Genomic DNA, 22,435 nt, shown 5'->3' with positions numbered 1-22,435 from the left:
AAAAAAGAGAGACTTTTTTGTGAAAAAAACAAAAAAGGACTCTCTTTTTTTATTTTACTTCAACACTTTCTATAAAAGGGATGGTTTTTCAGTGGCCTCAACCTGTCCCCTTGTTCCGTGCTGAGCTAAATAACCATATATATATATGGAAAAGGCTCAGCAGGGGAAGATGTCAATGGATAAACAGAACAGCCGATTTAGATGGGTAGTATTTGCTGCGGTATTGTTTACTTATTTAGTCATGTCTAGCCAACGAACTGCACCGGGGTTAATTACTGAACAGGTTATGTTTGATTTTCAAGTTACAGCTACCATTATTGGTTTGCTGACAAGTATTCAATTTTTTGTTTACACAGCTCTGCAAATACCGATGGGGCTGTGGGCGGATCGTTATGGTCCGAACTTTTTTCTAATTATTGGGTCCTTTCTTACTGGACTGGGAACCGTCGTTTACAGTATTAGTACCCATGAAAGTGTCTTATTTCTTGCCAGAATTATGACAGGAACAGGGGATGCGACCATTTGGGTTAATACGGTGTTAATCTTAAGTCAATGGTTTAATGCGAAGGAATTTACTAAATTAATTGGCGTTGCAGCAATGATGGGAAATCTTGGCTACTTGTTGGCAACGATGCCGTTTTCATTTTTAATAGAAGTTTTAGGTTGGAGGACCGCATTTTTTTTAACAGGGGTATTGTTGTGTGCATGCGCTATTATGCTATATTATGTTCTTCTAAAAAAACCAAAACAAACTTTATTTGTGAAGCAGGAAAGGGAACAGGAAAAATTAATGCATTTGCTGCAGAGGATTTTTACTAATCGGCAGGCATGGGCGTTATTCTTATGTCACTTTGGTATCGTGGGGACATATGTTGGTTTCATCAGTTCTTGGGGGGTTCCATACGGGATGAATATTTACGGGATGACGCGTTCAGATGCTAGTCAGTTAGTGATGATTGGACTTGTTGGTGCACTTATTGGTGGGCCATTTTCCGGCTGGATTTCTAGTCGATTAGGAACTATTAAAAGGCCGTATATCTTTGTCCACGTAATACTAATAGTTGCTTGGTCTACTTTTCTCGTCTTTTATGGAAATCCCCCAGCTTTTTTATTGACAATACTTTTCTTTGTCATCGGTCTATCGTATGGAGCAAATGCTTTAACATTTGCTGCTGTTCGAAAATCTTTTCCAGTAATGGAAGCGGGGATTGTTTCTGGATTTGCAAATACAGGTGGTTTCTTAAGTGCCATATTGTTGCCTAGTATTTTCGGGAACGTGTTGGATTATTTTCAGATTGTTTCTGGAAGTTTGCATGATGGATATTATTATGGTTTTATGACTCCAGTTATTTTTTCCATAATTGGCTTAATTGGAGTGCTTGCTATAAAGGAAAAAAAGGGATTAAGATAGAGATTTCAATGCTAGAGGATAATCCTAAAAGTCTCATATTATATTATGTACGGTGGGGAATTTAGTGGGAAGATGATAAACTTTTCCCACTAGTTTGATGTGATTCTTATGTAATATCCGTCTGGGTCTATAATTCGAAAATCGACCATTCCCCACGGTCTTTTAGTCAACTTTGTCTGAATTGGGTATCCTTTTGTCATAACTTTGTGATATACATCATTTACGTCTTGTACTTCTAAAACAATTTCCACTCCTAATCCTACTTGTTGAGCATCATCAGAGCTTTTAACTGGATGATTAGCAGGTAAGTTTTTCATTTCTCCTAAGCCTAAGACTACGTTCCCTTTACTAACAGGTATGTAACTGTAACTATTTTTCGTATCGTTTGGTGTATTAAAATCTAAAACATTCCGGTAAAATTCCACTGATTTTTTAATATTTTTAACAAATAATTCAAGTCTCAATTCCATAATTAATATCTTGTCCTTTCCTTAGTCAATGCTCTCTTTTCTTAATGACTTTATCTTACATTTTATATAGATTATTAATATCTATAATTTAGAATAATGTAGCTCTCGCTTACACTTATGATTGATTTGTGCGATCATTCGCTCCGGCAGAATACTTTGCTTTCCGTTGGCACGGCCTTAGCCTCCTCGGAAGAAAATCACTTCCTGCTCAGGTCTGGACACGTGCTATTCCCAAAGGACAAGGAAGGCTTCGTCAGCATTACATCGCACGAAGAAAATGTACTCTTTCATTTTCGAGGAGTCTCCGCATTCTTCCTCCGCTTAAATAGGTGCTCAAGATTATACTTTGAGCTTATATCTCTAGAAATTACGTTTTAAGACCATTATGATCCTTAAAACAGCATATTTCTATTTTATACAAGTAGAGGAGACGCATAGCGGAGGGAATAAACGGAGACTCCCGCGGAAAGCGGAGTGTATTTCCGTAGCGGTGTTAACGAATCGCTCCATTAGTTATATATTCTTAATTAAATATATCAGGAGTTTATATCAACTGTTAAACTTCATAAAGCAACAATCTATCTAGAAAGGGGCTTTGTAAAAATGTGAATTAAGCAGATAGAGCATGTCTAGTTTATCATAAAAAAACATCATTTTCTTAGAATAAACAATATATGAAATAATTTTTATTTAGCTTTATATCCGTGAAATAATTAACCCCTTTTCGAACATTTTAATATACCATCAATAATGTTCTAAATAAATATGAGGAAGTTAAATTCTTGAGTGGTGAGTGATTTAATTATTTAATTAGGGAATCAAAAAAGACCAAATCGTGTTTACGATTTGGTCTTTTCCCTTTGGAATAGAAAGCTGTGATATATTCTTCCTAATTATTATCCATGGTCGGAAATTATGGACGTCTTGCTAAGTTATTGCGATCAATTGCTGACGGAGGGTATTCCATCCAGCCATTTCTGATGGTGATATTCATACCATCTTCTGAAAATAATCCAACCTCCATTAAAAGACGACCAAGATACATGGCAATATCGCGTCTTGGACTTAGAGCCATGGCAACACCATAGTTTCCCATTCCTGCAGCGCTTAAAAGTCCTACATGGTACATTATCAGCTTATCGGAAAATGGTGCCTCTGTTGAGTCAGTTACTTCGTTTTGTCCGGAAGTAGAAAAGGGGATATCGTGTTTTTGTAAAAAAGAGCTGAAAATATCAATATGCTTTTTAGCCATCTTTTTCCCACGCATCATATATTTCCGAATAGTTGCATCCTTAGCTACCTGGCTGAAGCCTATGATAAGAGATAGTCCTAATCGATTGGTTTCAATGTTAGCGTATAATTGGGTAATTTCTGTTCCGGTTAATGTCCTTTGTTCTCCCATCCAACCTGCAAGAAAGTGTTGGTCTTTGACAAAACTCACCTCTTTTGGATAGGGGATAGATGGAGGGCGAATTTCAAATCCTTTGGTTAATAGTAGATCAGTTGCTATATTATAAAGCTCTTTAGTGGAATCTATGGATTTACCTATATAGGAACGAATGTCTTGTCTTACTAAATTTGGTAATGCAGAAGCGTAATTGGCTAAACCACCTTTTGCCATGTTTTTAACATACTTTAGATAAAAGGTATCAGAAAATAAGCGTTTCGCATCTGTATGAACATCCTCCTCACCGAATGCCTTCGGAACGGCAATTCCCTCTTGTTTAAAGATATCTTCTATCGTTTTAACATGTTGTTGTGATAAGTCTATTGCATAGTCTACCACTTTTTTAATTTCGGCATCTTCCAAGTGGGTAAGAAAGTATTTGAATACGCAGATAGACATACTATCTCCTAAGTAGTTAGCCCATAGAGTAGAGATTTCTGCAGATGTTAAGGGCTTCTCATGGTTGTGCATAGGATACTTGCCTCCTAAATAGATATCCTTTTTATTTGCTTTAGTATGTCCAATCCTTATTATATTATTAGCTGATTTTTTATTGGCAAACACCTTCACCTAAGATATCAATGAAGCATGAGATAGAGGGAGGATATCGATATCAACAAAAGTACGGATATATAGAGAGTTGCTCTATATTTATGTCGAGATATTAATACAAGAGGCCAGCCTCGTTCCCTTAGATTGAAGGGGACGAGGAACCTGTCCCCATGTCCCTTAAATATGATAAATAAAATCATCTGGTAAAACTCTTCTTAGAAATTTCCTTGTTCTTTCTTCCTTGGGGTTTTCGAAAAATTCCTTTGGTGGTCCTTCTTCTACGACGACTCCGCCATCCATGAAGACGACCTTATTGGCGACGTCTTTGGCAAAAGACATTTCATGGGTCACGACGAGCATGGTAGTTCCTTCTTTGGCGATGGTTTTCATGACTTCTAATACTTCGCCAACGAGTTCGGGATCCAGTGCGGAAGTTGGTTCATCAAACAGGATGATATCTGGACTTAGGGCGACGGCTCTGGCGATACCGACACGTTGCTGCTGGCCGCCTGACAGTTCAGCTGGATACGCGGTATATTTATCCTCTAATTCAACTTTATTTAAGGCGTTTTTGGCGATCTCAATTGCTTTTTCTTTGGGAATTTTTCTTCCAATGATGAGGCCTTCGGTGACATTTTCCAATACGGTTTTATTATTGAATAGATTATAGTTTTGAAAAACAAAGGCTGTTCGTTTTCTAATTGCTTGGATTTGTTTTTTGGATGCTTGATGTAGGTCTACTTGAATATCTCCAAAAATGGCTTCTCCCTTATCTGCTTTTTCTAGAAAATTAATGCATCGCAGTAGTGTGGTTTTTCCTGAACCACTTGGCCCGAGAACGACCACGACATCTCCTTTTCCAATCTGTAAATCTACTCCACTTAAAACGGTAGTTTCTCCAAAGGATTTGTGGATGTTTTGAATTTCTAGCATGGTTTCACCTCCAATGTATTAAGCAGCTGGTGCAATTTGATATTTTCTGAGACGTTTCTCGTACCGTTTAAAGGCATATTCTACCAAGCTGCAAATCAATAAATAGATAATAAAAATCGCAATGTAAGCCTCGATGTAGTTGTAGCTGGCATTGGCGGCAACTTGTGCTTTTAGCGTGATTTCCGGTAGGGACATGGCATAGCCTAAGGAGGTTGCTTTAATCAAATTAACGGTTGCATTACAAATATTCGGTAAGGCCACGACTAACGTCTGTGGAATAATGATTCGGATAAATGCTTGAGCCGTCGTTAAACCAACCGAATGGGCGGCCTCCAGTTGTCCCTTACTAACCGTGTTGATGGCAGAGCGAAATACCTCAATTAAGGTAGCGATTGTGTTTAAGGAAAACACAATAAAGGCGTACCAAATGGGATTCACTTCATATACATTCATGTTGATGTTGTATTTTTCAAAGATGGTCCCAAGCAATAAGGGGACACTGTTATAGATAATAAAGATCTGAACGATGACAGGTGTTCCGCGTACAAAAGAAACATACACCCGGGAAAATTGATTTAGAATCGGCATTCTATTAATTCTCGTTAATGCCAGTAAAAATCCTAGTGGCAGAGCAATGAGTAAGGAAACGATGGTAATAAGCATTGCGATAGGAACTCCTGTCAAAGCCACGAAAAACGTATCGATTAAAAATGGGATATCTAATCCATTCGGCACACTCCCACCCCCTTAAGCAGTTTTTAAATCTTTTCTCCCTTTGCTGAAGATTTTTTCTAATTTTAGGAAAAATTGTTCGATCATGATGGACAGTACCCAGTAAATGAGGGATAGTCCGATATAAATTTCCAATGCATGGGAATTATAGTTGCCAGCAATAATTAGATTTGCTTTGCCCATCACATCGATTAGGCCGATTGTGTAGGCGAGCGCCCCTTCTTTCATTAATTCCAGCAGGGCATTCCCGAAGTTTGGAAGGGCCACGACAAAGGCCTGTGGAAATATAATTCTCCCGTACGCCTGGGTGTTACTGAGTCCAACCGAAACGGCTGCTTCATATTGTCCTTTATCAATTGATTCATAGGCGGAGCGAATCACCTCGGACATTAAGGCGCCGAATTGAAGGCTGAACGTAATGACAACAAAAAAGGCGGAACTCATGTCGTTCAAGTTAATCCCGAAATTAATGAAAATGGCTGGAACCCCGTAATAGATTAAGAATAAGAGAACAATAGATGGCGTACAGCGCATGACGGTGGTGTACCCATGGGCAATCTGCTGAGAAAGCTTATTTTTTCCGAGTTTCATGATTGCTAAAAGCAGACCTAGCAGGCTTCCGAATAAAACGGAAAGACCTGCCACCATAAAGGTTACTTTTAAAAAGGGAAGCAGCGCTGGAATGGATTCCCATATATAGGTCGCATCGAAATATTTCTCCATATTGTGGCACCTCGTTCCTATTCCAGTTATCTCTCGACAGAGTCTAAGACTTTAAATAAATCTCTGCCATAAAATTCTGTGCTAAGCTCATTCGTTTTCTTTTTCTCTTTCAATTGTTTGATGGCTTCATCATAAGCATCAGCCAACTCTTGTTCATTTAGATTAAATAGTGGCCATGTTTTAATGACATTGAATTCGTTATAAACGACATCATTGACAAGGTTGTGGTAGGGTCCATCTTCTGCAGTTACTTGCTTTTCAAAAGAACCTTCGATCGCAACACCGCCATCGACACGGCCTTCATTCACCCATTGAATTACATCGACAGAGAATTGGTCGCCAGCTTCCAACTGGACAGGGTTATCTGGATTTTTCTGATTGTATTCATCAATAATCGTATATTGTGCATTATTTGCCGCAATTGGTGCTAGCGTGTAACCTGCAGAAGCAAAATCCTCTAGCGTTTCAATATGGGCATTTTCATTGGTTAAAACAAGGCCGATACTGCTTAACCCCAGGAATTCCTCTGGATAAATAAAGTTCTCCGACCGTTCCTCCGTCCAGAAAGCATTTTTCACCCCAGCATGGTATTTCCCTTGCTGTACTCCAATTAGTAAGTCATCACTGGTCGTTCCAACAAATTCAAACTCGTATTCTGGCAGTAGCTCATCTACTAGTTTCATCACTTCTACATCATAGCCCGTCGGATTTCCATCATCATCCAACCAGGAAATTGGCTTGGATGCTTGATCATAAGCGATTTTTACTGTCCGTACCTCGCCGTCAGAGGAAGCCTCTGCTTCTTGGGTACTGGAGGTAGTGTCTGAACCGCAACCGGCTAGGAGGGTGATTACCGCTAGGCCGGTAAGAAAAGGTTTGAAAAGGTTATTCTTTTTCATGAGTAATTCTCCTTTTGTTGTGATTTTTTGGATTTCGAAATGTGATCGGGTTGGGCGATATAAATTTAAGGGAAGCCCGATATAATCTCAGGAAGCCCGTTAAATTTAAGGGAAGCCGATATAATCCCAGGAAACCTGATAAATTCTCAGGAAACCCGATAAATATGCGGGAAGCCTGATATAATCTCAAGAAACCCGATATATCCCCAGCCCCCCAAAAAAACTCGAAATATCCCAATTCCTCCCACAAAAATTAACATCTCACCTAAACATATAATTCAAATGATTTTAGTCGGACTAACAACGTAATCTTACCTCTACTTCATTTATTCCTGATAACCCGCGATCGATTTTCCTGCTAACTGCATTATAGTCATATCATCCATTGGTGGGTTGTGCAGGCCTGCTCGAACGTCGCGATAGTAGAGTTGTAGGTTATTTTTCTCGGATAAGCTTCTTGCGCCAACAATTCGCATGGCTAGGTCTACTATTTCAACAGATTTATTGACGACCGATAATTTGGCTGCTCCTAGTTCAGGACCCATGGTGTCTCTGGTGGATTCATCACTTTCATCCCATTTTCTTGCTATAGAGAAAAGGAAATGTCTCGCTTCTAGTACAGCAAGTTCGATTTCACCGAGTTTTTGTTTTACATTTGGCAATTCTGAGATGGTGCCTTTGATACTGTTTGGCGAGTAGGTGGTTGCGAATTCTAAGGCTGCTTGTTGGGCGGCTTGGGCAATCCCTATATAGCAAGCAGGGATGTGTAATAGCCAGCCAGCTGGCTTTCTTTTGCCGGTAGATAGGATTTCCACTAGGTCGTCTTTGTCGACATGAACGTCTTCTAATACGAGATCGTGACTTCCTGTCCCACGCATTGCGATTGAATCCCAAGTTTCCTCGACTTTAACGCCATTTCTGTCGCGTTTTATTAAGAAGTTCCCCACATCATCGCTACCATCAATCGAAGCACTGACGACGAAATAGCTAAGGATAGGGGAGAGGGTCGTGAATGTTTTCCGGCCGTTAATTACCCATCCGGTTCCGTCTTCTTTGGCAAATGTCTCTGGTTTGCCACCACGTGTCGGGCTTCCGGTTGCGGGTTCTGAGGCAGCGTTATTCAAAAGGGCGCCTGTTTTCTTCACATCTTCTGCGACAGAAGTAAACGTTTCTTCCTTCCACGTTTTATTTTCGCCAAGATGTTTCATGATTCCCATGTGCCAACCGATGGAAAGGGCAGTGGATCCGTCTGCTTTTCCAATGATTTCCTGGTAACGAAGCATTTCATAAAGCGAGATTCCTAGTCCACCGTATTCTTTAGGTAAGGTTAGGGCTGGATAGCCAATGGCCTGTAATTCATGAAAATTTTCAAAAGGAAAGGTTCCGTTTTTATCATGTTCCAGTGCTCGTTTGGAAAATGGTTCTACGGTTTTGGTTAAAAGTTGAATTCGTTCTTCGCTGCTTCTTTGATTAAATAAACTCACTTGTATTCCCTCCATGTATTTCTTTTTTGTTTAATTCATACAATTCAAATCGGAATTATAAAGAATATTATTCCATGACATCCAATAATTTTCAATCCTTTTTTAATTTTTTATATATTCCATTAGAACATATAAACAAAGTTGACAACTCGGAATAATATGATTTAGCATATATTACTATATATGAATAAATTTGTATAGTGGGAATATTAATTTTATTTATTCGGAAGGGTGTTAGGAATGGTAATAGGGAAAGCTGAGGGGTATGGTTTGATGGATGATAAAAAGTTTCGTGAAGCAATGGGAAAGTTCGCTACTGGGGTTACCGTTATTTTAACGGAAGAGGATGGGGTTGTTCATGGGATGACAGCTAACGCCTTTATGTCCGTATCGCTTCATCCTAAATTAGTAACCATTTCGATTGGGGAAAAGACACGGATACTGAGTAAGGTTAAAAAGTCTAAAGAGTTTACAGTAAATATATTAGCGTCACATCAAGAAGAGTTGTCGCGTGTTTTTTCTGGTTCATTAAAAGATGAATGGGAAATGGATTTTGACCGAATCGATGGGAAGCCAGCTTTGCCTGGATCAATTGCGCAAATAGCTTGTGAGGTTGTTTCCGAATACGTGGAGGGGGACCATACCTTGTTTATTGGTAGGGTAAGAGAAGTTCAATTAGAAGAGGAGGACCCTCTTATATTTTATAATAGGAAATATCGATCTTTGTCTGAACTTTAATTCTGTTGGATGGTTCTCATGAGGAGAACAGTCCTAGTTCTATTCGGCGGAGTCCAACTATCCTACTATTTTTGAAAAAATCTAAAATTTCTGTTGACAACTCATTTGTTAATTCGCTAAGATATTAACAATTCCTACTAACTAAATATGATTTATCTCTTATCAAGAGTCGGGGGAGGAATCTGGTCCGTGGATCCCGCAGCAACCGTTACATGGTAACAAGGTGCTAATTCCAGCAAGCTTATGCTTGAAAGATGAGTGTATGAGACATAGATATTGCCTCTTTCCTCATCGGAAGAGGCTTTTTCATTTTCAGGCAGTGCTATGCAGCCAAGGGGTTATTCTTGTACTAAACCAAGTAAGATTATAGGTTAAATTGTATTTTGTTTGGGGAAAGAAAATGAAAGGAGAGATATAGGATGACGATGGCGAAAACATTGTACAAGAAAGAATATTTTCAAAGGATTCATGAATTAAAAGAGTATGCACCAACAGGATCGACCATTGATCATGGTGTGAATGTGTTGCATGCTTATCACTATAATCATTTCTAAATTTCTGCTTAGTGAAATATTTTTTGATACATGGAAGTTACCCTAGTCTTGAAGTTTTACAGTTGATAAAGAGAGTCAAAAGAAAAGATAAATTCAAATAAAAGGAGTGTTGATAAATGGCAAAACAAATTCATTTAAACGGTTTTGTACAAAATTCCCCTTCTCCACATTCAACGGGTTTATGGAAGCATAAGAAAGATGAGGGAATCAAACATAATCAGATAAGCTATTGGACAGAGACGGCAAAAGTTTTGGAACGTGGGATGTTTGATGCGGTTTTTATTGCCGATGTTCTTGGAACGTATTCGGTTTATGGAGGGAATCATGAATCCGCGGTAAGGCATGCGGTTCAGCTTCCGGCGCATGATCCGCTCCTGCCAATTTCGGCGATGGCTGCGGTGACAGAACACATTGGTTTTGCTCCGACGATTTCTGCGACCTATGCTCAGCCATATTCGTTAGCACGACAGCTGTCGACGTTGGATCATTTGACAGAAGGAAGGATTGCCTGGAATGTGGTGACATCTTATTTGGAAAGTGAAGCTATTAATCTCGGATTATCAGGACGACTTCCGAAAGAATTGCGCTATGATCGTGCCGATGAATTTTTAGAGGTTGTATATAAGCTTTGGGAGCACAGCTGGGAAGAAGATGCGGTTGTTTATAATCGGGAGAAGGATATTTTTGCAAATCCAGAAAAAGTACATGCAATCGATCACGAGGGAGAATTTTTCCGTGTGCCTGGTGTTCATCTGACGGAACCTTCTCCCCAACGGACTCCAGTGCTGTTTCAAGCAGGTGCCTCACCTAGAGGAAGGGATTTTGCTGCCAAACATGCAGAGGCTGTTTTCACGAAAGGTCATTCTTTGGAGGCTTTAAAGAGTTATACGAAAGATCTTCGGAATCGAACCATCCAACAAGGAAGAAAAGGAGAAGATATTCGTATTTTTCCAATGGTGCTGCCAATTATTGGTTCCACGGAAGCGGAGGCGTATGCCAAGTATGAAGACTTGAAGAATCATGTGAGTTATGAGGGAACAGCAGCATTACTTTCTGGACATACCGGTATTGATTTTTCTGTTTATAATCCGGATCAGTATTTGGAAGATATGGAGACCGAAGCGGTTCAGGGGAATTTGGATATGTATACGAAAGATCCGAATAAAAAATGGACGTTGCGGGAAGCGGTTCAAAACCATGGACTTGGCAATGGGACAGTGAAATTCATTGGTACTCCGGAGCAGATTGCAGATAAGTTGGAAACTTGGGCCATTGAAGGAGATGCAGATGGATTTAATATTGCACAATCCTATTCACTTGAAACTTTTCGAGAATTTGTGGACCACGTTGTACCGGAATTACAGAAGCGTGGAATTTATCGTACGGAATACAAAGGGAAAACGTTAAGAGAAAATTTGTTCGAAACAGGAAACCCACATTTGCCTGATAATCATCCGGCAAGGAAGAGGAAATCACTTATCTAATGTAAAGGGTCTTTGCTGAACTTTGTTTACGTTCTTAATTAAAGTAATCAACAGTCTATACAAATTGGGTGTTATTTTTTAGGAGGTGTGAAAAGAAATGAATGAAGTGACGCTTTATACATGGATAGGGTTTGTGTTGTTCTTAGTGATTATGCTGGCCCTTGGTTTTATTAGTTCGAGGAAAACGAAGAATGTCCGAGATTTTGCTATTGGTGGCGGAAGTCTTGGCCCTTATGTTCTTGGTTTTTCTTTCGCAGCTACGTACTTAAGTGCGGCGACTTTTCTTGGATATCCAGGGTGGTCGTATGAATGGGGGTTATCTAATCTCTGGCTGTTTCTAGCGATTATTGGTGGCGGTCCTATAGGGGTATTGATGGTGGCCAAAAAGGTAAGGAAATTAAATAGCAAGCAGAAGTCCCTATCATTGCCTGATTGGCTTGGTGATTTTTATAAAAGTGATATTCTTCGAGTGGGAACCGGACTGATCCTCCTTTTTAATATTTTCTATATCGCTGCTCAATTTGTGGCGGGTGCGAGAATATTTGAATACTTGCTCGGTATGAACTATACGACTGGACTACTATTTATTACAGCCATTGTGGTTTTGTATGTGTTTGTCGGTGGGGCGGTTGCTGATATTTATACAGATGCTGTTCAGGCCGTGACCATGGCTATCGCAGGGTTAACTATATTTATTTCGGGACTTGTCCTCTTTTGGGAAGGTGGGATTATTGGAACTTTTTCTGGTGTTGCCACCACACTTAGTCACCAGGATTATAACTTCGTTCAAGTATTTAATCCTGAATCTACCCATTTTTATTCGATAGGAACGGTGTTAGGTGCGATTACCATGCAATGGGCTTTTGCATCTGCTCCGCATTTATTCAACAAAGTATTAGGTTTGAAAAAGGAGAAAGACCTAGGTAAGATGATCCTAACATATGTGGTAACAGCTTCTTTAAGTGTCTTGGTCCTTTTTGGAGGCATTTATAGTAGAGTTGCGATTGGAGATGTGGCAGTTACAGCCGATTTAGCTTTGATGGAATATGTGACCTGGGCATTCCCAGCCATTCTTGTTGCTGTCTTTGGAGTCGTTATCCTAGCTGCTGCTATGTCCACAACAGATGGTTTGTTTGTCTCTATTTCGACCGTATTTGCCAACGATATTTTTCTGAAAGTCTTAGTCAAACGTGGCTATGTAAAAGTAGGGGAAGAAAAAGCACAAAGAATTGCTCTTCAGATTAGTAGATTTATGGTACCGTTAGTAGGTCTTGCTGCATTTTTACTCGTGCTTCATCCACCAGCCTATTTGGGGGATATCATGTGGATAGGGATATCTGGCGTTGCTGCAGGAACTTTAGGGCCGATTTTGTATGCCGTCTACGGAAAAAGAAAGGCTTCGGCTCGAGCGGCAGAAGCTTCGATGATTATTGGATTGGTTTCCTATCTTATCCTCTATTTCGGTAATATTATACCAAGTACGATGTCTGCTGGGGCGGTATCGACGTTTATCGGTATTGCAGCCATCATTGTATTATCTAGGTTTTTGAAAGATAAAGTCGAGACAGGGGAAGAAGTTTTTCAACAAGAAATGAAAGCAAATTGAATGAGGTTAGTAGTTTTTCCAAAAGGGAAGGTGGAATGAGGTGTTTGTGAATGGTATGTTATCGGTTTGGTTATATGGATTATTGGGATTTTATGTAATTATTGGTTTTTCTTTGTGGAAGTGGTATTGGAAGGAAAGGTAAGAGGATGAAAAAGGTACGGTTCTCGTTGGTCATTTTTTAAATGATGTATGAGAACCGCCCCTATGTTTCATTTTTTACTCAAAACCCCATCAATATATTTGTACACTTCTTCTGGTTTTCCTAAGACTTTTTGGTCGCGTGCGTTGTCTTTTGCTAGTTTCTTTTTGGCTTTTTGCAGTGTTTCCTCGGCCTTCTCTTGAGGTACGATAACGATACCGTTTACATCCCCTACGATAATGTCCCCCGGGTTTACTGGAACACCACCACATGAAATAGGGATATTGATTTCTCCTGGGTCGACTTTCAGACTAGCGGCTACGGTTGATCCTTTACAAAATACAGGATAATTTAATTCCCTTATCTCTGCAACATCTCTTACTACTCCATCTACGATGAATCCGCCTAGACCGACAGTCTGCGCCATGCCAATAACGAAATCACCAGCAATTGCTCGGTAAGTTTCTCCTTTTCCATCTATTACAAGGATATCACCTTGTGATGCTTCTTTAATAGCTCTTTGTATACCTAGATTATCCCCTGCAGGAATCTTTACGGTGAAGGCTCTTCCAGCTATTTTATATTCCTCCTTAAGAGGTTTGATTGAAGGATCAAGGTTGTTTAAGCCCCTTAATACATCGGAGACACAAGTGGTAGGCAGCGATTTAAATTCTTCTATCAGGTCCATTTATACCAACCTTTCATCAACAAATGATATGGATAATTTTATTATACAGAAAGATGTAAAAATAGAAAATAGACTATTATTAAAAAATTAATATATAACGTTATTGTTTATGTGTTCAAGATTTATGTTTAAATAAAATAATCTTTTATTTTACAATACCATTACATGCGTGTCAATAAGGAATTTGTGATTTTTTTGAGAACATGTTATAATTATCTTACAATTATTTTTTTAATCGAAATTCAGATATCAATGTAATGTTTCTAAAAGGAATGCGGGAAGCTCTTTTTTTATGTTCTTTTTACTATAAGGAGGATAAGGATCATGAATCTAATCAATAAGGAAGTTACACATAAGCGCTTTGGCAAGGGTAGTGTTGTTAAACATAATGAATCTTTAATAGAAGTACATTTTGCAACGGAAAATAAAAAGTTCGTATTCCCTGATGCGTTTGGTAAATATTTAAAACTAAATGATCAAAGTGCTGCTCATTCACTCGAAAAAGTTATACAAAAGCAGGAAGTGGAGCGACTAAAGAGAGAACAAGAGAAGGATGAGGAAAAAAAACTGCTTCGGAAAGAACGACTGCTTCGCTTAGAACATGAAAAACTGATGAAAAACCATAAACTTCACCCTAAATCACAAATGGTCTTTTGGTGTGACACTGAAGATCAGAAACGTTCGTTTACAGAGTGGGAATGTTTTACTGGTATTATAAAAAGTGGTATTAATAAAGGAAAACCTAACAAACCAACTCGTATACATCAAAATAGTGCTTGTCTTATTACAGCAAGAGACTCCGCTATGCCTGAAAAAGACAGACGTATATTAGGCGTTTATATGGTGGGGGAAGATTTTATTGGGAAGCTATGTGAAGATGGATATATTCCTGCTCATTCTGAATACAGACTTCAACTAACAGACGAAGAATCGGAGAGGATGCTTTTCTGGGATTATTATGTAAATGAAAAATATCCTAACAAAATGACATGGAACACAGGGAAATACCGTTATTTTGATAACTTATGGATGGCTCAGATTTTACATGATTTAGTTTCGGTGAAAACTGACCCAAATGAACAAAAGTTGGCACAACAATTTTTAGATCATTTCTGTAGAATGAATCAAATAAGAAAAGAAGAGATACCAAAAGCTAATGGTGCATTAATGCGTATTTAAATGGTAATTCCCACAATGCTTTAAAAGTAAAAATAGGGCTGATTTGATTTAAAAGACGAATAAAGTATAAAAGTGGCTTCGGAAATATTCGTAGATTCCTATAGGGAGAAAAGTATTTGTGAGAACACGTAGGAAACTCCCCAACTCTCCAATGAATCTGATTATATTACCGAAGCATTTTTACGCCTTTTTTATATTCTCCAATTAGCGATTTGTCATCTAACAAGAGGATTTTCTAAGTTACATTTATTTTACATTGTGAATTATTATACATACAATGAAGTGGAAATACATTGTTTTTTTCAGGCAATAGCATAGAAATTAAGCACGAAAGAATGGGGGAGTTTTATTATAAGTTGCGGTTTATTAAATCGAAATATGAAACCATTTATATATTAAATACAGAGTAGGTGCATGGAAATAATGAGTGGTATGGGTTATCGGACGTTAAAGACAGCAGTTGGAGCGGGGTTAGCGATTTGGGTGGCTGATTTACTGCAGCTGGAGTTTGCGACATTTGCAGCAATTATCGTTATTATGTGTATTGAAAAAACTAAGAAAAAGACACTCCACACGATACAAAAAAAGTTCTTTGCTTCAATTTTATCTGTCATCTTAGGAGCAGTGTTCTTTGAATTATTCGGTTATAATCCTATTGTTTTTTCCTTCTTCATTCTATTGTTTATCCCAGTCCTCGTAAAAGCACGGATACAAGGCGGTTTTGTTACGAGTATGGTAGTTGTTTTGCACCTTTATACAGTGCAAAACGCAGATATGAATATCTTCCTAAATGAATTATCCCTTATTATCATAGGAATGAGCATTGCCTTATTCGTTAACAGTTTTATGCCAAACCTCAAGAGAGAGATTGAAAACTATAAGTATAAAATTGAACAAAAGTTTGAAGTCATTCTCTATGAACTGGCTGCTTACTTAAGGGATAGTGAACGAAACTGGAGTGGCAAAGAATTATTAGAGGCAGAAGAAATTATTAATCAATCTAAAAGTGTTGCCATTCAGGATGTAGAAAACCATTTTCTTAGAAAACAAAATAAGGATTATTATTATCTTGAAATGCGAGAAGATCAATTGGAATTGCTAAATCGAATAGTAAAAATGGTTTCTATTGTGTCTTCCTTAGGCATTCATGTCAAACAAAAGGAAATGTTTGCTGAATACTTGGAGAATTTAAGCAAACATGTTCATTCCGGGGATACAACCGAAATCTCTTTACATAAATTAGAGCAATTAAAAGCATCTATGCGAGATACGGAACTGCCAACGACCAGAGAAGAGTTCGAATTACGAGCAAATTTATTTTATCTTATTTATGAAATTGAAAATTACATCACTATAAAGAAAATGCTATTTGCGAAAATTAGTAATTAAAGTTTTACAGGAATTGGAAAGTGAAAATAAATAAAATAAAATATTCATAAAATGTTCAAACAATTTAGGTTAATAGTCAGAAATTTCGGGTATAATATAAGTAGAAACATAATAGATAAAAGGAGTAGGTAAGATGAGGGCACGATCTATTAATTTTGAACAATTGGTTCAACAAAATAAACAGGAAATATTAGAAGATAAAAAGCGCATCAAACAAATAGAAATGCGGTTGGAGAAAAAACAAGAAGACTTAGTAAAGAGAAAATTACAAGAAATGAAGTAAAGGATTTAAATCCAATATCAAATCATGCTCCTATATAATATAACGATACTCTTAAACTGTGTGGAAGGATATTATATAGGAGTTTTTTCATGAAGAAATTAATGGGGCAAGGAACCCTTCCCTCTGTCCATTTTTACAAATTTATTTTCATAGAGGCGTTTTTTTCGTGGGTTATCTATACTTCCGAAAAAGGCGATTACATCTGCGAGGGCATTCTCTAGTAATTCGATATCAGTCGTTTTTTCTAGCTGCTCTATTGCTTGCTCATAGTTTCTGGCTGCAAGTGATTTATCTGGTTGCTCCTTATGCTCCAGGGAGTAAGCATATTGCATATAAATCATTCCAAGTTGTCTCGGAGAATAATTAGGGAGTCCTAAATGCATAGTGATTGCCTTTTCATAGTAAGGCACTGCCTCATCAAGCATGGATTGATCGAAATAATTAAATGCCATCTCTGTAAAAGCTTCCGCGTGTACTAATTTATTTTCCAGAGAGGAACCTTCTAGTAATGGAATAGCTTCCTGCAAATATGTAATAGCTTTCTCGTGTTCCTCTTTACTTCCATACATTTTCGCTAAACTCACCAGACTGTTTATTCTAATTTCTATATCATTTTTATCTATATCATTTTCTTCTGTAAGTTTGATTGTCTCTTTCAAATATTCGATGGCTTTATCCGTTTCATTAATCAGGGAATGGAGTGCACCAAGTTTAAAGTGTAAGAAAACAATCATTTCCATGTTCTGTGTGCTCTCTTCCTGATAATATGTTAGGCCAGTTTTGAAGTATTTAATTGCTCGAATGAATTTTTCTAGCTTCTCTTCGGCTTCCCCTAATACTAAGTAAGCATGAGCAGCTTTTGCTTTGTCCAACGCTTCTTCATTTTCGATTTGTTTTACGGCATCTGACATTATTTTTCTTGCAAGCTTATAGTCGCACATGAAAGCTAGGTCAGCATATATGATTAAGTCATCAACTGGCTTTTCCACTGAATCCTCATATAGATTCTTGATAATACCAGCTGCTCGTTTCTCTTCTCCGATTTGCGAATGACAAGTAGCATCAATCAAGGATAATGTTCTCGCTAGCTCTTTGTCTATTTCATGGTTTTTGCGAAATTCAGTTGTAGCTGATAAGACCATTGCATAACGTCCATGCTTAAATTCTTCTACGATAGCTTCTAAATCGTTTTTGTTTGTTTCATTTATATGATCCTTTATATTCTCATATAAATTAAAAATATCCATTTTTGACATACGTATACTCCAATCTTAAAATTTTATTCTAAGTGTATCAGTTCACCTGTAAATTTAAAAATAATTTGATATACATTCTTTTTCAAGTATCCAGAGTTCAAGTCTCCAATCTTACCAGTTATAAATTACTGTAGATTAATAGACTATTTTCATGTATTCTATATAAAGTAAATAAATACTCCATAAGAAATGGTGTGCAGCATGAGGTGGAAGTTATGAAAAATATAGAGTTTAACAGAAAAACGATTGTTGCCCTGTTGCTTGCAGGGTCGTTTATTGCTATTTTGAACCAGACATTAATGATTACAGCAATCCCTCCAGTAATGGATGAAATGGGGATTACTGCGAATACTGCTCAGTGGTTAACAACGGTCTTTATGCTTGTCAGTGGTATTATGATCCCTGTCAGCGCCTTTTTATTAGAACGTTTTACAACCAGACAACTATTTATTACGGCAATGAGTATTTTTGCTTTTGGCACATTAGTTGCTGGGATTGCTTCAAATTTTACTATTTTATTAGTCGGAAGGGTCATCCAGTCTGTTGGGGCAGGTGTCATGCTCCCATTGATGCAGACTGTATTTTTAATGATTTTTCCGGTCCATAGGCGTGGAGCAGCGATGGGCTTAATTGGCCTGGTTATTTCATTTGCTCCAGCTATTGGTCCAGCTTTATCTGGTTGGGTGACTGAACATTATTCCTGGAGAGTATTGTTCTTTATTATTCTTCCAATCGCTATTATTGATATCGTTATTGCTTTTTTTGCCTTGAAAAATGTAACGGAATTATCGAAACCCAAGCTTGATATTCCATCAGTTATTTTATCTTCATTTGGCTTTGGTGGACTGCTGTACGGATTCACTTCAGCAGGGAACAATGGCTGGCTAGCTGGTATTACTATCTTGGCACTTTCCATTGGGGCAATAGCGCTTGTGGTGTTTATCCTGAGACAGTTAAGATTAAATCACCCAATGTTAGAGTTTAGAGTTTTTACTTACTCTATTTTTCCTTTAGCAGTTGCTATCGGAATGATTGCGTTCATGGGGTTGATTGGGGTAGAAACATTAATTCCGCTTTATATGCAAAACATGCGTGATTTTACTGCTTTTGAAGCAGGTTTAGCCTTGCTGCCAGGTGCATTAATTACTGGATTCATGTCTCCGATTACGGGAAGAATATTTGATAGATTTGGAGCGAGAAAACTAGTAATGATTGGGTTAAGTATCATCACTTTGTCATCCATTCCTTTTACAAGGTTAGATCCGTCTACCTCTCTAGCTTTCTTAACCATTATGTACAGCATTCGAATGTTTGGGTTATCAATGGTGATGATGCCTATTGCTACGGCAGGATTAAATCAATTGCCAAAACGATTAATCCCTCACGGTGCAGCAATGGATAATACGATGAGACAAATTGCGGCTTCTGTTGGTACTGCCATACTTGTTACAGTAATGACGACATCAGAAGAGTCCTTAGCGAATACGGAAGTGGTCCGACCGGATATTTATGGTGCCAATGTTGCATTCATGGTAGTTGCTGCACTATCCCTTCTTGGTTTAATTATTTCTTACTTTGTGAAAGACAAGAGAATTTCGCAAGACGAACTAGAAAGAATGGACCAAGAGAGGTTGAAGGAAAAGGAACAGGCGAAAGAAAAACTGTTCGAAAAAATTTAACGAAAGTAGCTCAAATCTTTTATGGATTTGGGCTATTTTTTGTTAAATTTTCTACAATAAGGGTAATGTAAAAGAAAAGGAGGAATGTTATTTTGCGTTATGTGATTATTGGTGGTGTAGCTGCTGGAATGAGTGCAGCAATGGAAATTATTCGTACAGATCAGTCTGCACAAGTTACGGTTCTTGAGAAAGGGGAAGATTATTCGTATGGCCAGTGTGGATTGCCTTATGTAATAGGTGGTATCATCCCCTCTTTGGATAAGGTTATTGCGCGAAGTGTGGAGACGTTTCGTGAAAAATATCATATAGATGCCAGAATAAATACAGAGGTAACCAGTATTGATGCAAAACAACAGACAGTTAGCGGAATCCACACAAACACCAAGGAGAAGTTTCAAATTACGTATGATCGTTTGCTTATCGCCTCAGGGTCTGATCCTATCGTACCAGATTGGAACGGTGTTCATTTAAAGGGAATTCATACGTTAAAAACCATGCCTGATACAACAGAGATTATGAAGGATCTTACGGACGATCGAAAGCATGTGACGATTGTTGGTGGTGGATATGTTGGATTGGAAATGGCTGAGAACTTTAAGAATCTTGGTAAACATGTCTCACTCATACAGCGCGGTGAACAGGTTGCTAATATATTTGATGAAGAGATGGCTGAACTGATTCATGATGAAGCTAGAAAAGAAGGAATAGAACTTATACTTGGTGAGTCAGTACAAGGCTTTTCCGGTGACGGAAGGGTAGAATCTGTTCATACGGATAAACAATCATACAAAACAGATTTTGTGCTTATAGGAATAGGAGTCCAACCGAATACAAATATGCTAAAAGATACAGGGATTTATATAAATGGGCAAGGAGCTATCCACGTAAATGCCTATATGGAAACATCGCTTAAGAATATTTATGCGGCGGGTAATTGTGCAACTCAATATCATATTATCAAACAAGTTGATGACTATATCCCGCTAGGTACCACTGCGAACAAGCAGGGAAGGATTGCTGGTGCAAACATGGCAGGAAACGCCTTGACATTTAATGGAATTGTCGGGACATCTATAATGAAATTCTTTGATTTAACCTTAGGAAGGACAGGGTTAAGTGAAAAAGAAGCAAAACGATATAAATTACCATACGAGGTTCAAGTTACGCAAGCTAATTCCCATGCAGGGTATTATCCGGGTGGTGAAACACTACATATAAAACTTATTTTTCATAAAGAGACCAAACAATTACTTGGAGGTCAAGTCATAGGTAAATCAGGAGTGGATAAACGAATTGATGTATTAGCCACGGCTCTCTATAATAAAATGACGATCCATCAGTTACTGGATTTGGACCTTGCCTACGCTCCGCCATATAACGGAGTATGGGATCCCGTGCAGCAAATGGCTAGAAAGGTAAAAAGATGAGTGTTTCCAGGAGATTCGATTTTAAATTAGGCGGAATAATTAAGCATACCAATCAGTAATGAATTGGTATGCTAACGACTTCTTGTAGTTTACTTATTATTTGGTGGAACTTCAATCCACGTGTAAATAGGGTTTTAATTTTTTCAATTCATATTCTGGCAATGATTTTTCAATCATGGGGAAGATGACACGTTCTTCTTTTCTAACGTGTGTTTCTAATAAATGACCGAGATTGTTCATTAAAAAAACTAGATTCTCATCTGAAGTAAGTATTTGTTGTACTTGTGAACGTATTGTTACATGTTCTACTAACATTTCAACAATTTCAGCTTGGTTAATGTCCTTATATTTGGCATATATCGGCAGAAGAATTTCATCTTCATCTCGGAAATGCTGATTTCCGTCCTTAATCCAGAAAGTCTCTAGTCTGCTTTTCATCTCTTCTGCCGTTAATTCACTTTTATCTGTTCCGATTCTTTTCAATTGTAATGCTAAAAACAATGCATGATGATGGTGGTGAGAGAGTGGATATAATGATTCATGCCGGTTGATTCCTTTTTTCCGTTTATCCATTGAAAGCCTCCTCCGTAATTAATGCTGTTAATCTTAGTATACATTTTACCCCCTAGTGAATGGGTAATACATCTACGATACGGTTTCAAGAGATAAGCAGAAAAAGGGAAATCCTCAATAAAAAATGATGATGCTAGTTACTCATGGTATAACCTAAAAGTGCTGTAACCTAAAATAACTTGTATGAATCCTAAAGCCAAATAGACTGGTTGTAACCAACTTACCCAACCAACCCAATATACTTGAATGGAAATCCACATGGCCAGTGCTAGTCCAAGAAACATGGAAATCTTTCCAGAAAAGAAATATTGTTTAAAAGATAGGTAACTGCCAAAGATGCTACCAAGTCCTATGATGGTTAATAAAACAATACCAGGAATTAAAAAATCTTCAAACGGTGATTTCTTCAAAATCTCGACAGACATCCATGAATAACTGCCGTTTGATTGTAAAATAAAACCAATTCCAGCAGCTACAGCCCCTAGACCTACGAACAATTGCATTGAACCGGTTAAAAAGAAAAGTTGTTTTTTTTGATTCATAATCCATCCCATCCCTTATTTCTGTATAACAAGAATAGACTCATTGCATGCTATCTTTATTTTACCGATTATTTTAAGAGGTGTGTTTGTTATATAAGTACAATTAAGTGAATTTAACTGCTATCCAAATGTGCTCTTTCATTTTCAAGGAGTTTCCTGACCTCCGTTCCAATCAACTAGCTTAATAGTGGTCAACGTGGTTATATAATATAGATACATCTTAAGGAGTTAAAAAGCACCAAATTAG

The 22,435-nt window shown here is 37.9% G+C and carries 21 protein-coding genes and 1 riboswitch; of the genes, 10 read left to right on the top strand and 11 right to left on the bottom strand.

Going from position 1 to position 22,435, the window contains the following annotated elements:
* The first annotated feature begins 175 nt into the window (after nt 1-175).
* Complete coding sequence (locus tag D8M06_RS04105) at nt 176-1,411, top strand: MFS transporter (RefSeq protein WP_121203057.1); 1,236 nt, start codon at nt 176-178, stop codon at nt 1,409-1,411.
* An 89-nt stretch (nt 1,412-1,500) separates the two neighbouring features.
* Here D8M06_RS04105 and D8M06_RS04100 read toward each other — a convergent pair whose 3' ends face one another.
* From D8M06_RS04100 to D8M06_RS04065, 7 genes are all read right to left on the bottom strand, one after another.
* On the bottom strand, nt 1,501-1,881 hold the full coding sequence (locus tag D8M06_RS04100) for a VOC family protein (RefSeq protein ID WP_121203056.1): 381 nt from the start codon (nt 1,879-1,881) through the stop codon (nt 1,501-1,503).
* 913 nt (nt 1,882-2,794) lie between these two features.
* Nucleotides 2,795-3,799, bottom strand: a complete 1,005-nt coding sequence (locus D8M06_RS04095) for a DUF3231 family protein (protein WP_121203055.1) — start codon at nt 3,797-3,799, stop codon at nt 2,795-2,797.
* A 258-nt stretch (nt 3,800-4,057) separates the two neighbouring features.
* Entirely contained in the window at nt 4,058-4,813 is a 756-nt protein-coding gene (locus D8M06_RS04090; RefSeq protein ID WP_121203054.1) for an amino acid ABC transporter ATP-binding protein, read from the bottom strand.
* 18 nt (nt 4,814-4,831) lie between these two features.
* On the bottom strand, nt 4,832-5,548 hold the full coding sequence (locus tag D8M06_RS04085) for an amino acid ABC transporter permease (protein ID WP_241558802.1): 717 nt from the start codon (nt 5,546-5,548) through the stop codon (nt 4,832-4,834).
* A 12-nt stretch (nt 5,549-5,560) separates the two neighbouring features.
* Nucleotides 5,561-6,268: an amino acid ABC transporter permease gene (locus D8M06_RS04080; RefSeq protein WP_121203053.1), complete on the bottom strand. Its 708-nt coding sequence runs from the start codon at nt 6,266-6,268 to the stop codon at nt 5,561-5,563.
* A 26-nt stretch (nt 6,269-6,294) separates the two neighbouring features.
* Nucleotides 6,295-7,167, bottom strand: coding sequence for a transporter substrate-binding domain-containing protein (locus D8M06_RS04075; RefSeq protein ID WP_121203052.1), 873 nt, complete (start codon nt 7,165-7,167; stop codon nt 6,295-6,297).
* 326 nt (nt 7,168-7,493) lie between these two features.
* Nucleotides 7,494-8,651: an acyl-CoA dehydrogenase family protein gene (locus D8M06_RS04065; protein ID WP_241558801.1), complete on the bottom strand. Its 1,158-nt coding sequence runs from the start codon at nt 8,649-8,651 to the stop codon at nt 7,494-7,496.
* Nucleotides 8,652-8,924: 273 nt separating this feature from the next.
* Here D8M06_RS04065 and D8M06_RS04060 point away from each other — a divergent pair, with 273 nt between their 5' ends.
* The 4 genes from D8M06_RS04060 to D8M06_RS04050 all read left to right on the top strand — a co-directional run bounded on the left by D8M06_RS04060 (nt 8,925) and on the right by D8M06_RS04050 (nt 13,033).
* Nucleotides 8,925-9,389, top strand: coding sequence for a flavin reductase family protein (locus D8M06_RS04060; protein ID WP_121203099.1), 465 nt, complete (start codon nt 8,925-8,927; stop codon nt 9,387-9,389).
* A gap of 156 nt (nt 9,390-9,545) precedes the next feature.
* Nucleotides 9,546-9,650: riboswitch (SAM riboswitch) on the top strand.
* Nucleotides 9,651-9,808: 158 nt separating this feature from the next.
* Nucleotides 9,809-9,943 (top strand): hypothetical protein, encoded by a 135-nt coding sequence (locus tag D8M06_RS20255; protein ID WP_277749462.1) that lies wholly within the window; start codon nt 9,809-9,811, stop codon nt 9,941-9,943.
* Nucleotides 9,944-10,059: 116 nt separating this feature from the next.
* Complete coding sequence (locus D8M06_RS04055; protein ID WP_121203049.1) at nt 10,060-11,427, top strand: LLM class flavin-dependent oxidoreductase; 1,368 nt, start codon at nt 10,060-10,062, stop codon at nt 11,425-11,427.
* Nucleotides 11,428-11,524: 97 nt separating this feature from the next.
* Complete coding sequence (locus D8M06_RS04050) at nt 11,525-13,033, top strand: sodium:solute symporter family protein (protein WP_121203048.1); 1,509 nt, start codon at nt 11,525-11,527, stop codon at nt 13,031-13,033.
* 209 nt (nt 13,034-13,242) lie between these two features.
* Here the strand turns inward: D8M06_RS04050 and D8M06_RS04045 are convergent, their stop codons facing one another.
* On the bottom strand, nt 13,243-13,860 hold the full coding sequence (locus D8M06_RS04045) for an RraA family protein (RefSeq protein ID WP_121203047.1): 618 nt from the start codon (nt 13,858-13,860) through the stop codon (nt 13,243-13,245).
* Nucleotides 13,861-14,184: 324 nt separating this feature from the next.
* Here D8M06_RS04045 and D8M06_RS04040 point away from each other — a divergent pair, with 324 nt between their 5' ends.
* The 3 genes from D8M06_RS04040 (at nt 14,185) to D8M06_RS04030 (ending at nt 16,711) form a co-directional block, all read left to right on the top strand.
* Complete coding sequence (locus D8M06_RS04040) at nt 14,185-15,039, top strand: malate synthase (RefSeq protein ID WP_121203046.1); 855 nt, start codon at nt 14,185-14,187, stop codon at nt 15,037-15,039.
* 423 nt (nt 15,040-15,462) lie between these two features.
* Entirely contained in the window at nt 15,463-16,428 is a 966-nt protein-coding gene (locus tag D8M06_RS04035) for an aromatic acid exporter family protein (RefSeq protein ID WP_158591725.1), read from the top strand.
* 133 nt (nt 16,429-16,561) lie between these two features.
* Nucleotides 16,562-16,711 carry an FbpB family small basic protein gene (locus D8M06_RS04030; RefSeq protein WP_121203044.1) on the top strand — a complete coding sequence of 50 codons (150 nt, stop codon included), beginning with the start codon at nt 16,562-16,564 and terminating at the stop codon, nt 16,709-16,711.
* 98 nt (nt 16,712-16,809) lie between these two features.
* Here the strand turns inward: D8M06_RS04030 and D8M06_RS04025 are convergent, their stop codons facing one another.
* A complete protein-coding gene (locus tag D8M06_RS04025) occupies nt 16,810-17,967 on the bottom strand; it encodes a tetratricopeptide repeat protein (protein WP_121203043.1) in 1,158 nt (385 codons plus the stop codon).
* A gap of 215 nt (nt 17,968-18,182) precedes the next feature.
* Between D8M06_RS04025 and D8M06_RS04020 the strand changes: the two genes are divergently transcribed.
* Together D8M06_RS04020 and D8M06_RS04015 are read left to right on the top strand one after the other, a co-directional pair.
* On the top strand, nt 18,183-19,646 hold the full coding sequence (locus D8M06_RS04020; protein ID WP_121203042.1) for an MDR family MFS transporter: 1,464 nt from the start codon (nt 18,183-18,185) through the stop codon (nt 19,644-19,646).
* Nucleotides 19,647-19,738: 92 nt separating this feature from the next.
* On the top strand, nt 19,739-21,073 hold the full coding sequence (locus tag D8M06_RS04015) for a CoA-disulfide reductase (protein WP_121203041.1): 1,335 nt from the start codon (nt 19,739-19,741) through the stop codon (nt 21,071-21,073).
* Between the two features lie 111 nt (nt 21,074-21,184).
* Here the strand turns inward: D8M06_RS04015 and D8M06_RS04010 are convergent, their stop codons facing one another.
* Nucleotides 21,185-21,646, bottom strand: coding sequence for a hemerythrin domain-containing protein (locus tag D8M06_RS04010; RefSeq protein ID WP_241558799.1), 462 nt, complete (start codon nt 21,644-21,646; stop codon nt 21,185-21,187).
* A 137-nt stretch (nt 21,647-21,783) separates the two neighbouring features.
* Entirely contained in the window at nt 21,784-22,188 is a 405-nt protein-coding gene (locus tag D8M06_RS04005; RefSeq protein WP_121203040.1) for a hypothetical protein, read from the bottom strand.
* Between the last annotated feature and the right edge of the window lie 247 nt (nt 22,189-22,435).

Source organism: Oceanobacillus halophilus, assembly GCF_003628505.1.
Lineage (GTDB): Bacteria > Bacillota > Bacilli > Bacillales > Amphibacillaceae > Oceanobacillus > Oceanobacillus halophilus.
This window is presented reverse-complemented; position numbering and strand designations above follow the sequence as displayed.